Consider the following 13,797-nt stretch of genomic DNA (forward strand, 5'->3'; position numbering starts at 1 on the left):
CACCCGCGTAATCGACCTGGTCCGTGCACTTCGTGCCGGACTCGGCGGGCGTGCCGGACGACTTGCCCTCCACCGTGTCGGACTGCGAGGTGCTCGTGGCCGTCACCGATGAGCTGCTCGCGGAAGAGGACGCGTTGCCGCCACCGTCGTTGTTGCATGCCGTCAGCGCCAGGCCGAGGGCCACTGCGGTCATGGTCAGTACCGAGATCTTCCGAGTGCGCATGCTGGTCTCTGTCCTCTGCATGGGGGTGTCGCTCGTGGGGAGCGGGCGAGTGGGCTGGGCGACTGTTCGCCCGTCTGGCTTTCTGTCTTCCCAGACGGCCGGTGCGGTTGCCCGAGTTGCTTCTTGATCGTCTTCAGGACACGTTCGTGACATGACAGTGGTCGCGTCGTGAAGTCCGCATCGGGCGTGTCGCCTGCGGGGCGGCGCGGCGAACGCGTGAGCGCCGGACCGTCCCCCGGTGGTGAAGGGGAGGGCCCGGCGCTGTCCGGCTGTCACCGGGTTTCCGCCGTCACGCGGGGTAGGGGTTCGCCTCCCGCGCCGTCCGGAGGGCACCCGCCCACCAGGCCAGCTGCTCCAGCAGGGTCTTGGCGTACCCCGGGGCGCCGGGGTCGAGGGGGCGGCCGTCCTCCCACGCCGTGTAGTAGTTCGGGAAGGCGAGACCGTCCCGGATCGTCACGGCGTGCAGTTCTGTCAGCACGTTCTCCAGGTGCAGCACCGCGTGCCGGCCACCTGCGGCCCCGCCGTAACTGACGAAGGCGACGGGCTTGGCCGCCCACTGGGTGAAGTGCCAGTCGATCGCCGCCTTCAACGACGCCGGATAGCTGTGGTTGTACTCCGGCGAGACCACGACGAACGCGTCAGCGCCCTCCAGGGCGGACGTGAGTGCCGCCATCCCGGCCGGACGGGGGTAATCCTCCCCGGCGTACTTCGGTGAGGCCGCCGGCAGCTCCAACGGAATGTCGATATCGGCCAGATCGACGATCTTCACATCGAACGCGCCGTGGCTTCCCGCCTGTTCGGCGACCCAGGAGGCCACGACCGGTCCGAACCGTCCTTCGCGGACGCTTCCGACGAGGATCACCAGTCTGTACGTGTCGTTGTCCATGCCCACCACGATCCGGCCGCCCGGCGGCCGCAACCAGACCGTGCTCAGGCTGGCCCCCGCAGGGCCACCCTGAGCCCTCCGCCGTCCGTGCGCACCGCCCTATGCTCGGAGCATGGGGACGCCGTTGGGAGATTTCATCCGGGCCAAGCGTGACAGCATCCAGCCGCAGTCGCTGGGGCTGCCGGACCACGGGCGCCGCAGGGCACCGGGGCTGCGGCGCTCGGATCTCGCGGGGCGGGCCGGCATCAGCGTGGAGTACCTGACGCGTCTGGAGCAGGGCCGAGACCGCAACCCCTCGGTCGCGGTGGTGAACGCGGTCGCCGACGCGCTCAGTCTCGACACCGCGGAGCGCGGTCATCTGCGTTACCTCGCGAAGATCACCGGCGGCGAGTGCACCGCCCACACCCAGCCCTCACCGGCGCCCCGCGAGGTCCGTCCACCGGTCCTGGAGACGCTCCGCCTCATCGAACCGGGCATCGCCGTGGTGACCAACCGGCTGGGCGACGTCCTGGCCCGCACCAGCGCGTACGAGGCGGTGACGAGCGGGACCGGGCTGCTCGACGGCGACGCCCCGAACCTCACCCGCTACCTCTTCACCGACCCCCGTGCCCGGAGGTTCTTCGCCGACTGGGACGACGTCGCCGACGAGCAGGCCTTCGACCTGTGGCTCGCCCCGTCCATCGAGAACACCGAGTGGTTCACCGCGGAACTGGCCCCCGTCGCCGGCCCTGACTTCACGGGCCGCCTGAACGGCCATGTGGTTCCGCGGCGTGGGGTCCTGCGCCTCAACCACCCGTCCGGGGACGAACTCCGGCTGCTCCGCGAGACGCTCGACCTCTCCTCGGACGCCCAGCAACTGGTCGTCTTCCTCCCCGCGGACGAGAGAACGGCCCAGGCGGTCGCCCGGCTCCGCGGCCTGCCGCCGCACGGCCGGCTCCGCGCCGTCTCGTAGCGCCTCGCCGGGTCAGCGCCCCAGCCGCTCCAGCAGCGCCGGCACGTCCGCGAACGAGTCCACCACGTGGTCCGGGGTCCCGTCGGCGGCCTCATGGGTCTCCGGCCGGTACTTGCCCGTCCTGACCAGCGCCCCGGTGATGCCGTGGCGCTGGGCGGCCAGCACGTCCGTCTCGATGTCGTCGCCCACCATCAGCGTCCCCTCCGGGCCGGTGCCGAGGTGGGCCAGTGCGGCGGCGAAGAAGGCGCCGGACGGCTTGCCGGTGATGACGGCCTCGGTACGCGCGGCGCGCTCCAGGCCGGTGAGGAACGCCCCGGTGTCGAGGTCGAGCCCGTCGGCGGTGCGCCAGTACAGGTTGCGGTGCATGGCGACGAGTGCCGCGCCCTGCTGGACGAGGCGGAAGGCGCGGTTGAGCGCCGCGTACGTGAAGGCGCCGCCCGCCCCGCCGAGGACGACGACATCGGGCACGGCCCCCTCGGTGTCCTCCTCCTCGACGAGGGTCACCCCGGACAGGTCGTCCCGTACGTCACCGGTGTTGATCAGCAGGCAGCGGGCTCCGGGATGGTGCTCGCGGAGATGGGCGGCGGTGACGGCGGGCGCGGTGAGGATGTCGCCGGGGCCGACAGGGAAGCCGGAATCCGCGAGCCGTTCGGCGATCCGGGCGCGCGTCCGCGACGTGGTGTTGGTGACCAGCGCCAGGGGGATGTCCGCGGCGCGGAGCCGTTCCATGGCCTCCACCGCACCGGGCAGCGGCTCCCAGGACACCGTGAGTACGCCGTCGATGTCGATCAGGACCGCGCCGATCAACTCCATGTACCCGACCCTCCCCGACTTGCCCGACCGGCGCAAATGCGGTTGCTTCGAAGGTGGGGGTGCGCGTGTGTGTTCCGCTCTTCCCTCGCTTGGAGGTGAACCACCGTGCTGTTCACCGACCGCACGGACGCCGGGCGGCGGCTCGCCGTGGCGCTGCGGCACCTGGAACGCCGCGATCCCGTCGTCCTGGGGCTGCCGCGCGGCGGCGTCCCGGTGGCGTACGAGGTGGCGCAGGCCCTCGGCGCTCCGCTCGATGTGATCGTGGTCCGCAAACTCGGGGTGCCCTACCACCCGGAGCTGGGGTTCGGCGCGATCGGCGAGGGCGGGGTGCGGGTCATCAGCGACGAGATCGTCCGCCATGCCGGGGTCCGGGAGAAGGACCTCGACTCCGTCGAGCGCACCGAGGAGGCGGAGCTCGTGCGCCGGGCTCGGACGTACCGCGAGGGCCGGCCGCGCCTGCCTCTGAAGGGGCGCGCGGTGGTCGTGGTGGACGACGGGGTCGCCACCGGAGCGACCGCGCGGGCGGCCTGCCAGGTGGTGCGGGCACAGGGTGCCGCCCATGTCGTACTGGCCGTGCCGGTCGCGTCACCGGATGTCGCCGACAGGCTGCGCGAGGACGTGGACGAGGTCGTCTGCCTCTCCACACCGCACCTCTTCTCCGCCGTGGGTGAGTGGTACCGGGACTTCTCCCAGACCTCGGACGAGGAGGTCGTCTCCCTGCTGGCACGGGCTTCCGGGAGTGCCGCCACGGCCGAGGAGGTCGAGGTGGACGCGGGCGGGGTCCCGCTCTCCGGGGACCTCGTGCTCCCCGGGGACGCGGGGGCGGTCGTGGTGTTCGCCCACGGCTCGGGCAGCAGCCGCCACAGCCCGCGCAACCGCGCTGTGGCCACGGCGCTGAACCGCGCCGGCCTGGGCACCCTGCTCTTCGACCTGCTCACGCCCGGGGAGGAGGTCTACCGCGCCAACGTCTTCGACATCGGCCTGCTGGCCGGGCGGCTGGCGGACACCACCAGCTGGCTCCGCCGCCGTGTGCCCCTCCCGGTCGGCTCCTTCGGGGCCAGTACGGGCGCGGCCGCGGCACTGCGGGCCGCCGCGGCGGCGGACTCGGGCGTCGGCGCCGTGGTCTCCCGCGGCGGGCGCCCCGATCTGGCCGGAGCGGATCTGTCCGCGGTACGGGCGCCCACCCTGCTGGTGGTGGGCGGCGCCGACACCACGGTGATCGACCTCAACCGGCAGGCGCAGGCGGCGCTGCACTGCGAGAACCGGCTGGAGATCGTCCCGGGTGCCACGCACCTGTTCGAGGAGCCGGGAGCCCTGGACCGGGTCGCGGAGCTGGCCGAGGACTGGTTCACCACGCACCTGGTCCGGCCGGCCGGCTGATGCCCCGCCGGCCCTGTTTCAGGGACGGACCACCGCCTTCCCGTACGGAACCAGCCGCACCGGCCCCACCAGGCCGTACTTCTGCCGCTGCGCCACTCCGAAGACGGGTGCGTTCGACACCCGCAGCCGGTTGAGGAGGGTCGTGGCGACCTCCACCTCGATCGTGTTGGTGCCGCTGCGCAGATACGGGCCTACGTCGACGGTGGTGGTCACCTGGTCGGCGGGCGGCAGATGGCGCCCGTTGACCGTGACCCGGTAGGTGTCGAAGACCTCGCCCAGCTCCAGCGTCGCTCCGTGGCCGCCGGTCCAGGGCCCGCCGAGGCGGACGGTGGCGCGGTAGCGGCCGATGCCGGAGGAGTCGGCGAGCTCCGGGATCTCCGACCAGGGCAGGAGGCCGTCGATCTCGACCGTTCGGCGGGTCCTTCCGGTGGTGGAGGAGGTGGCACCCGGCGTCCAGTCCTCGGCCGTCAGCGTCCAGCGGGTCAGCGGGACCGGCTCGGGTACGTCGTCGATGCGTGCCCGGAGCGTGCGGCCGTCGCCGAGCGTCGTCGCGTAGGTCCCCGGGCGGGTGTCCCGGATCTCGACCCTGTCGTTTCCGGCGCGGCGCACCTCGGCCGCGTCGGACGCGGTGGCGTACCACTGCGGTGCCGGGCCGGTGGCCCAACGGCCCGGGCGGGCGGTCGCGATGATCGTGGTGGCGCCGGGTTCGAGGGTGACGCGCAGCCGCAGTCGCCCGTCGGGGAGGCGCGTGTACGCCGCGAGCGGCTCGATCGTGCCGGTCCACGCGTCGAGGCGGTAGGGGACGACGTCGCGGTGGCGGGTGGTGAGGGTGACGTCGTGGCTGATGCGGGTGCCGGTCGAATTCTTCTTGCTGACGGCGTCGTTGGCGAAGAAGTAGTAGTCGGCGTCGCTGTCGGCCCGGTGGTTGTGGAGCAGCATCGAGGACTCGGCGTACTCGACGTCGCGGGTGAGTCCGAGCGCGGCGATGCCCTGCGGGACGTCGGGGCGGTCGGGGACGTTGCTGACCGTCGGCTGGGCGAGCAGCTTCCGGATCAGGGTGAGGAGCCGGTCGTTGTCGCCGGTGCGGGGCATGCCCGGCACGTGACCGTCGCTCCAGTCGCCGATGACGATGATCGGCAGGCCCTTGCGGGCGTAGCCGAGCAGCTTCTCCGCCACGTCGGTCTGGAGGGTGTGCTCACGGCCGATCATGACGTCGCCGTCGACGAGCAGCGCCTTGTAAGCGGGCCCTTCGGGGGCGAGCCTGCCGTTCTTCACCACGGCGCCGGGAAGGCTCAGGAGGCGTGGGCTGAGGAAGAGGTGGGTCCAGCCCACGGGGACTCCGTCGGCAGTGAACCAGGACGCCCCGAGCCCCGAGCCGGCATAGCCCTTCTGCCACAGGACGCCGACGTCGACCTTGTTGACCCCGGTCTGGAGTACCTGCTGGGTGCGGCTCAAGTAGCCCGCGATGTCGGGGAAGTGGCCCCAGGTGGGCTGCCGCGGCCCCCAGGCCTCGCCGTAGCCCGTACCACCGTTGTACGGGGAGAAGGCGGCGAAGCCGGGCCAGGCGGCACCGGGTGCGGAGGCGTACGCGAAGCCGTGGAAGACGGCCTGGTTGACGCCGGCGGCGTACTGGGTGACGAGCTTCTTGAGCGTGGCGTCCCAGGTGGTGGCGTAGGCACCGCCCGCGGTGCCGCCGGCCTCGTTGGAGAGGATGAGCTTGCCGCCCATGTCCCGGCCACCGGCCAGGGTGCGGAAGTCGTCGAGGTTCTTGAAGCCGAGCGACTCGCCCTCGGAGATGTCGAGAAGGGCCGCTTTGTACATGGCGTCGGTCTGGAGGCCGTACGGCTGGATGCGAAGCTGCAGTCCGAGGCCGTGGGCCCACTTCTGCACCGGCCGCAGATGGTTCTCCACGTACAGCTCGGTGACGACCTCCATGAAGTCCCGCCGGACCGCCTTGTCGGTGACGGCGCCGAAGGCGAAGACGTACTTCTCCTTCGTCTGGAGGAGTGCGGGGAGGTACGGGGTGAGGGCGTAGCCCATGCGGCGTTCGAACTCGGCCGCGATGCCGGGGGTCCAGAGCGTGGCATGGGTCTCCATCTCGATGGAGTCCTCGAAGAGCGCTCCCCCGTTCTCCCGCAGCAGCGCGCGCATGCGGGAGGTGAGGATGTGCTCCTCCCAGTAGTCGATGACCGCGCGGGTGCCGGCCGCGCTGAAGTGGTCCACGACGTAGCTGAGCGGGGAGGTGTGCGCGGGGCCCTCGGGTCGCTGGCCGGAGCCGCGCTCCCAGCAGGCGATGACGAGCCAGGTGCCGTCGTCGGGGGCCGTCCACTCCAGGGTCCCGGCCGCCGGCACACGCGCGGTGAGGTCGGTGACGGTGTCGAGGTCGAGCTTCACGGGGGCGGCGGTGGGCGAGGTGCCGGCGGTGACCCGGGCGGCCAGGACGCGATGGAGCGCGCGGGCGGTGACGCCGGAGCCCGGTGCGGTGACGGGCTCGGGCAGCGGGCCGGGGAACGCGGCGCCCGCGGGAAGGACCGTGACGCCGTGGGCGAGCTCCTTCACGGCGCCGGGGCTGTCGGGCGTGATGCCCGGGACGGCGGCGGGCCAGGCGGGGCCCAGGGTGAGGTCGACGACGATGTCACGCTTACGGGCCCGCTCCAGAGCGGTCTCGACGGCGTCGGTCCAGGCACGGGTGCCCCAGCCGTGCCGCACCGGGTCGATCGGTTCGGAGAGGCTGTGGGTGACGGCGGCGATCTCGACCCCGCCGAATCCGGCGGCCGCGATCTGGTCGATCTCGCGCTCGATCTCGTCGGCGTCGACGAGGGCGTCCGGCCACCACCAGCGGAACTTGGGGCGCACGGCGGGGGCGGGATCGGCGAAGCGGCGGGCGAAGGCGCCCTTGGCGGCCGGGCCGGCGGCCGGTGACGCGGGCGCGGCCACCGCCGCGCCTTCGGAAAGGGGGAGCGCGGCGAGCGCGCCCGCCGCCGCGGCCATCCTGAGGACGGCCCGTCGGCGGAGGCTGGTCCGCGAGCCCGTCCCGCCGTCCGTCGCAGCCTCGCTCGCGACCGTTTCGCCGTGCCCCGGTCTGTTCCGCATCTCGCCACCCTGGTGATTCGCCCCGTCCTGCACGCATGTCAGCGGTGCAGGAATGCCTAACGATTTAAACGATTCAATATCTCAGGCTGGAACATATGTGACCACTACCTCCGACCACAAGAGGCGTGCGCGATCCCGTCCCCTGCTGACGCCCCGACGCAGGCACTCGACCGGCCAACGGCGCGCGACTAAAGGGATGAATCAATACTTGACGCCCAGTCACCCGCTTCCGGTGTGAGGTCTTGACGCTCACCGCAGCAGCACCTAGCTTGCCACCGGATGTCGTAAAACGATTCAACTCACCTCTGGGGAGACCGCGTTCGCAGCCGACCGGCCCTCGGCTTCCGACGGCCGCTCCCCGCCGGAAGGAGCCCGGTCCTTGACTGCCTCGCCTCCCCCGCAGCCGTGCCGCCCGCCGACCCCCTCCCGCCGCCGGGTGCTGACCGCGACAGCGGCGACCACGGCGGTCGTGGCGCTGTCCGGCGGCGCCGTGAGAGCCGCGTCCGGGGCGCCCCCCGCGGACACCTCCGAAGCGGCCGTCGCCCCTCCGGCGCTCGCCTCTCTGCCCCTGGGTGACGTCCGTCTGCTCGACAGCCCGTTCCGGGAGAACATGCGACGGACCTGCGCCTATCTGCTCTTCGTCGATCCGGACCGGCTGCTGCACACGTTCCGCCTCAACGTGGGGATCGCCTCGGAAGCCGAGCCCTGCGGAGGCTGGGAGGCCCCGGACGTCCAGCTGCGCGGGCACACCACCGGCCATCTGCTGTCCGCCCTGGCACAGGCCCACGCCCATACCGGCGAGGAGGCGTACGCCGCCAAGGGCCGCCGCATCGTGGCCGCGCTCGCCGAGTGCCAGGCGGCGGCGCCCGCCGCCGGATTCCGGCCGGGCTATCTCTCCGCCTTCCCCGAGGAGGTCTTCGACCAGCTCGAAGCGGGCGGGAAGCCGTGGGCCCCGTACTACACGCTGCACAAGGTGATGGCGGGGCTGCTCGACCAGCATCTCCTCTGCGGCGACTCCCAGGCCCTGGACGTGGTGCGCGCCATGGCCGCCTGGGTCGACGGCCGGACCGCGGCCCTCGCGTACGACCGGATGCAGGCGCTCCTGAAGGTCGAGTTCGGCGGCATGAACGAGGTGCTGACCAATCTCTTCCTGGCGACCGGCGACCCGGCCCACCTGGTGACGGCCCGGCGCTTCGACCACGAGGAGCTGTACGGGCCGCTGGCCGCCGGCCGGGACGAGCTGGCGGGCCGGCACGCCAACACCGAGATCGCCAAGATCGTCGGCGCGGCCCGGAGTTACGAGGCGACGGGAGAGCGCCGCTACCGCGACATCGCCACCTACTTCTGGAAGACCGTCGTCGCCGACCACTCGTACGCCATCGGCGGCAACTCCAACCAGGAGCTCTTCGGGCCGCCGGGCGAGATCGTCAGCAGACTGTCGGAGGACACCTGCGAGAACTGCAACAGCTACAACATGCTCAAGCTCGGGCGGCAGCTGTTCCTGCACGACCCGGACACGGCCGCCTACATGGACCACTACGAGCGGGCCCTGGTCAACCAGCTCCTGGCCGAGCAGGACCCGGACTCCGCGCACGGCTTCGTCACGTACTACACGGGCCTGTGGGCGGGGTCGCGCAGGCAGCCCAAGGGCGGGCTCGGTTCCGCACCGGGCAGTTACAGCAGCGACTACGACAACTTCTCCTGCGACCACGGCACGGGCCTGGAGACCCACACGAAGTTCGCCGACTCCGTCTACTTCCGGTCGGCGGACGGCAGCGCGCCAGGCCCGTCGCTGTACGTCAACCTCTACATCCCCTCCGAGGTGCGCTGGCGCGAGCAGGGCGTGTCACTGCGTCTGACCACGCCCGACCCGGCCGGTGACCTCAACCGGCTCACGGTCACCGAGGGCGGCGGCAGATTCGCGCTGCGGCTGCGGATACCGGGCTGGCTGGCCGACGGGCACGGCAAGGCGGCCTCCGTACGGGTCAACGGGCACGTGGTGGGCGGGGATCCGGCCGAGCCGGGCACCTATTTCACGGTCCGCCGCACCTGGAAGCGCGGCGACACGGTGGAGCTCCACCTGCCCCGCGAGCCCGTCTGGCGTCCCGCACCGGACAACCCGCAGGTCCAGTCGGTTTCCTACGGGCCGCATGTGCTGGCCGGCGCCCACGGTGACACCGCGGTCGCGACCATCCCCCTCGTCCGGCCCGGCTCGCTGCGTCCGGCCACCGGGCGGTCCGGCGGGGCCGGGGAGTTCACCGCGCTCGCCGACGGACAGCGGATACGGCTGCTGCCCTTCCACCGCGTCCATCACCAGAACTACTCGGTGTACTGGGCCGTCGCGCCCGGCCCGTCCCGCCCGCGCGAGGTCGTCCGTCACTCCCTGGACGAGGGCGTGGGCGCCTCGTCCGCCGACCGCACCGGTTCCTTCCCTCCCGCGCGGCTCGCGGCCGGTGCCACCTGGACGGATCAGGGACCGGACGGCCGCAGCGCCGTCGCCCTGGACGGTACCGGCGGCCACGTCGTCCTGCCCCCGTCCGTGCCCTCGGGGCTCGACGCACTCACCGTGAGCGTGCGCGTCCGTCTGGACAGCCTCGCCGACTCGGCCCGGGTCTTCGATCTCGGGTACCACAAGGGCACCTACCTCTTCCTCACCCCGCGCACCGGCGCCGGGAAGGCACGCGCCGCGCTGAAGATCTCCGGCATGCAGGGCGAGGACGTCGTCGACGCGGCCGGCCCGCTGCCCACCGGCCGCTGGATCCACGTCGCGCTGACCATCGGCGCGGGCACCGCGGTGCTGTACGTCGACGGGGCCGAGGCGGGCCGCAACCCGGCGATGACCCAGAGCCCGCTGCTCCTCGGCGCCTCCACCCGCAACTACCTGGGCCGTTCACAGAACTCCACGCACCCCGCCCTGCACGGCGCGGTCGCGGACTTCCGGCTGCACAACCGGGCCCTCACCGCGGCCCAGGTCGCCGCGCTCTGAGCTCCCCGCCTCCCGCACCCCCCTACACGGAACACGGAGTACCCGCATGCCCGCATCCCCCCTGTCCAGACGCACGTTCGTGGCCGCTGCCGGGGCGGCAGGCACCGCCTTCGCCGTCGGCTCGCCCGGCATCGCCTCCGCCGCACCCGGGCAGTCCCCCACGTCGGCCCCGGCCGCCTCCGGCTACTCCCCCGCGCGCTTCACCGACCCGCCGCGCGACAGCCGCCCCGCCGTCTACTGGTACTGGAACGGCAGGGTCACCCCGGAACTGGTCGACACCCAGCTCGCCGATCTCCGCGCCAAGGGGATGTTCGAGGTGATCGTCTTCCCCTTCGACAACGCCGAGATGCAGCCCGAGTTCTTCACCGAGGGCTGGTTCGACATCATCGAGCACGTCCTGCGGGTCGCGGAACGCACCGGCATGCGGGTCTGGATCTTCAACGACGACCACTTCCCCAGCGGCCGCGCCGGCGAGTACATCGTGAAGGGCGGCACGGTCGGCTCACGCACCTACGAGCCCCGCCCCGACCTGCGGCTCAAGGCACTGTGGCGCTCCACCACCGTCGTCGAGGGACCCGTCCGCACGGACCTCGTCAGCACGACCGGTGTCGGCACGGACAACAGGCGCCTGGTGGCCGACGCGGCGGTCCTCGGGGGTTCCGCCGTGCTGCGGGCCGGCGCCGGATGGACCGATGTCACGGTCACCGCGAGCGCCCAGGGCGATCATTCCTCCTCCGCCGCCCTCGTCGTGCGGGCGAACGCGGACGGCTCGGACGGATACGTCGTCGAATTCGACCGGACCGGTGTGGTCACCGTGTCCCGGCTGACGGGCGGCGAGGCCACCGAACTCGCCAGGACCACCCGCACCGACGGTTTCAACAGCACGAAGTTCCACACCCTCGTGGTGAAGGTGTCCGGGCCCGCCCTCTCCGTCACCCTCGACGGCAAGGACAAGGGAACCGTCACCGACACCGTGTACGGCACGGGCAGCGCCGGGGTCCGTGCCACCGGTGCTCAGCGCTCACTGTGGGACAGCCTCACCGTCACCGATGCGTCGGGCGCTCTCCTCTACGAGCAGGACTTCACCGACCCGTCCTCGCCGGGCGACTTCCCGGCGAAGGCGGGCGTCGCGGGTGAGCCCGTCGCAGCGGCCGCCCGTCCGCTCGGCGCCACCGGCACCGGCTCGCTGACGGATCTGACGGCCGAGCTCCGTGCGGGCGACGGCTGGCAGGTCCCTGCGGGCCGCTGGCAGATCGACCTGTTCGGCGGGTCCCCGCTCATCGACGACAGCCAGGGTTACAGCCGCAGCTATGTCGATCTGCTCGCCGACGAGCCGGTCGAGCTGCTGCTGGACATCGTGCCGGGTGAGTACCACCGCCGTTTCGGCCGGTACTTCGGCACGGTCGTCCCCGGCTTCTGGGACGACGAGCCGTTCTTCGCCTCCGCCGAGGCCCACTTCAGGCGGCTCCCGTGGTCGCCCGCCCTGGAGGACGCGCTGCGCGCCGTGGGTACCGAGCCGGGAATCGCTTACGCCTGCGCCTTCGACGACCTGGGCCGCAGCGGCAGGATCGAGCGCGGCCGCTTCTGGCAGGCGGTCTCCGACCGCTTCGCCGCGGCGTTCGAGAAGCAGGCGCGCTGGTACGAGAAGCGGAAGACCGTCCTGATCACCAATCCGCTGTACGACGAGACCTCGCCCTCCAAGCGCATCTGGTCGACCGGCGACCTGCACAAGGTCAACCAGTGGGCGCAGGTCCCCGGCGGGGACGTCATCACCGCCGAGTACGAGGCGGGCGGTTCGACGATGACGCCGCGCAACCCGGCTTCCTCCGGCCATCAGATGGGGCGCGAGAGGGTGCTGATGGAGGCCTTCGGCAACATGGGCTGGGCCGTCGCCCCGGACTTCGTACGCGCCCTTCTGGGTGCGCACGCCACGCGAGGCGTCAACCTCACCGTGCTGCACGCCCTGTGGACGGACGAGACCCGCGTGTTCTTCCCGCCGCCCTTCGGGCCGCGTTCACCGTGGTGGTGGGCGATGGAGCCGATCTCCGACTGGATCGGGCGGGTGATGGAGCTCGCCCGGGGGACCTCGGCGGTCCGTACGGCACTCGTGCAGCCGCAGCGGGCGGCGGAGCAGTTCACGGGGACCGCACGGCAGGGTGAGGTCGACGGCGCGTTCAACGGCGCCGCCGAGGCGCTGGAGCAGGCCCAGGTGGACTTCGACCTGGTGCACGAGGGGGCGCTCTCCGGCGACCGCGGGCTGCTGGCGCACGGCTCGGTGCACGACGGCCGGCTGGTGGTCGGCGCGGCCCGCTACGACCTGGCCGTCCTTCCCGTGACCCCGGCCCTCACCGCGGCGAGCGTGCGGAAGCTGGCGGAGTTCGTCCGCGCCGGCGGGACCGTCGTCGCCGTGGGCGAGCTGCCCGTGGAGGACGCGGACGGCCAGGACCGGGCCCTGCAACGGGCGTTCGGCGGGCTGTTCGGCGACGGCGTGCCGAGCCGCCGCCGCTCCGGGAAGGGCGAGGCCGTACGCGTGGCGGACACCGGCGGGCTGCGGGACGTGGCGCACGCCGCCGGGGTGGCCGCGGCCGTCCTGGAACCGGCGGCGCCCGCTCTGCGGGTCCTGCGCACCGTGCGCGGCGAGGACACCGCCTTCCTCGTCAACAACGAGAGCGGTGAGACGGTCGAGACCGTGGCCGCGCTGCCTGCCGACGGGGTGCCGGAGCTGTGGGACCCGGCCACAGGGACCGCCCGCCCGGCGCCCGTGTACCGCACGGAGCGGCGGGGCCAGGGCGGGACGGGTGTACGGGTGCCCCTCCGCCTCGCGCCGTACGAGACCCAGGCCGTCGTGCTGCGCCACGGGGCACGGTCCGGGCCTCACCTCACCGACGCCGCGCTCCCCGTCGAGGCCGTCACCCGGCACGGCCGTGAGCTGCGGGTCACCGCGGTCGCCGACGCACCCGGCCGGTACGCCGTGGCGGGCACCGACGGATCGCACAACTACCGCGGCACCGTCGTGGTCACCGATCCGCTCACCCCGGTCCCGCTGGACGGCGACTGGACGCTGCTGCTCGCCCGCGAGGGCGCCGAACCGGTGACCCGGCCGCTCGGCAGCTGGACGGATCTGGAACCGCTGTTCTCCGGCAGCGGCACGTACTCCACCGCGTTCACCCTGGACCGGGCGGCGCTGCGGGACCGGGGGTTCCGGCTCGCCCTCGGTGTCGTACGGGAGGTCGCCGCGGTCACGCTCAACGGCACCGAACTGCCGCCGCTGCTGTGGAGCCCCTACACCGCGGACGTCACGGGGCTGCTGCGGCCGGGCCGCAACACGCTCTCCGTGAAGGTCTCCAACACCCTGTCCAACGAGCGGAACAAGCCCATCCCGTCGGGGCTCCTCGGCCCTGTCGCCCTCCGCCCCTACCGCCGCGCGACGGCCGCGCTCCCCCGCGTCTGATCCGCCCCTCCCA

General features: G+C 72.6%; 7 protein-coding genes and 1 pseudogene. 4 read left to right on the forward strand and 4 right to left on the reverse strand.

Features of this window, described 5'->3' with window-relative positions; genetic code table 11:
* Positions 1 to 223: pseudogene (locus ACIBCU_RS05120) on the reverse strand (hypothetical protein); the annotation flags it as partial.
* A gap of 289 nt (positions 224 to 512) precedes the next feature.
* On the reverse strand, positions 513 to 1,109 hold the full coding sequence (locus ACIBCU_RS05125; RefSeq protein WP_399229306.1) for an NADPH-dependent FMN reductase: 597 nt from the start codon (positions 1,107 to 1,109) through the stop codon (positions 513 to 515).
* Positions 1,110 to 1,221: 112 nt separating this feature from the next.
* Here ACIBCU_RS05125 and ACIBCU_RS05130 point away from each other — a divergent pair, with 112 nt between their 5' ends.
* Complete coding sequence (locus ACIBCU_RS05130) at positions 1,222 to 2,061, forward strand: helix-turn-helix domain-containing protein (protein WP_399229308.1); 840 nt, start codon at positions 1,222 to 1,224, stop codon at positions 2,059 to 2,061.
* 12 nt (positions 2,062 to 2,073) lie between these two features.
* Here ACIBCU_RS05130 and ACIBCU_RS05135 read toward each other — a convergent pair whose 3' ends face one another.
* Positions 2,074 to 2,874, reverse strand: coding sequence for a TIGR01458 family HAD-type hydrolase (locus tag ACIBCU_RS05135; protein WP_399229310.1), 801 nt, complete (start codon positions 2,872 to 2,874; stop codon positions 2,074 to 2,076).
* 105 nt (positions 2,875 to 2,979) lie between these two features.
* On the opposite strand from ACIBCU_RS05135, the gene ACIBCU_RS05140 reads away from it, so the two are divergent.
* On the forward strand, positions 2,980 to 4,254 hold the full coding sequence (locus ACIBCU_RS05140) for a phosphoribosyltransferase family protein (protein ID WP_399229312.1): 1,275 nt from the start codon (positions 2,980 to 2,982) through the stop codon (positions 4,252 to 4,254).
* Between the two features lie 18 nt (positions 4,255 to 4,272).
* Here ACIBCU_RS05140 and ACIBCU_RS05145 read toward each other — a convergent pair whose 3' ends face one another.
* On the reverse strand, positions 4,273 to 7,347 hold the full coding sequence (locus ACIBCU_RS05145; protein WP_399229314.1) for a glycosyl hydrolase: 3,075 nt from the start codon (positions 7,345 to 7,347) through the stop codon (positions 4,273 to 4,275).
* A gap of 379 nt (positions 7,348 to 7,726) precedes the next feature.
* Here ACIBCU_RS05145 and ACIBCU_RS05150 point away from each other — a divergent pair, with 379 nt between their 5' ends.
* Together ACIBCU_RS05150 and ACIBCU_RS05155 are read left to right on the forward strand one after the other, a co-directional pair.
* A complete protein-coding gene (locus ACIBCU_RS05150; RefSeq protein WP_399229316.1) occupies positions 7,727 to 10,333 on the forward strand; it encodes a beta-L-arabinofuranosidase domain-containing protein in 2,607 nt (868 codons plus the stop codon).
* A gap of 46 nt (positions 10,334 to 10,379) precedes the next feature.
* Positions 10,380 to 13,784 (forward strand): glycosyl hydrolase, encoded by a 3,405-nt coding sequence (locus ACIBCU_RS05155; protein ID WP_399229318.1) that lies wholly within the window; start codon positions 10,380 to 10,382, stop codon positions 13,782 to 13,784.
* Positions 13,785 to 13,797 lie beyond the last annotated feature (13 nt).

This window comes from Streptomyces sp. NPDC051064 (genome assembly GCF_044455985.1).
Lineage (GTDB): Bacteria > Actinomycetota > Actinomycetes > Streptomycetales > Streptomycetaceae > Streptomyces.

Coding starts and splice junctions, on each gene's coding strand:
- ACIBCU_RS05125 (WP_399229306.1), bottom strand. CDS start 1,109: ATGGACAACGACACGTACAGACTGGTGATCCTCGTCGGAAGCGTCCGC.
- ACIBCU_RS05130 (WP_399229308.1), top strand. CDS start 1,222: ATGGGGACGCCGTTGGGAGATTTCATCCGGGCCAAGCGTGACAGCATC.
- ACIBCU_RS05135 (WP_399229310.1), bottom strand. CDS start 2,874: ATGGAGTTGATCGGCGCGGTCCTGATCGACATCGACGGCGTACTCACG.
- ACIBCU_RS05145 (WP_399229314.1), bottom strand. CDS start 7,347: ATGCGGAACAGACCGGGGCACGGCGAAACGGTCGCGAGCGAGGCTGCG.
- ACIBCU_RS05155 (WP_399229318.1), top strand. CDS start 10,380: ATGCCCGCATCCCCCCTGTCCAGACGCACGTTCGTGGCCGCTGCCGGG.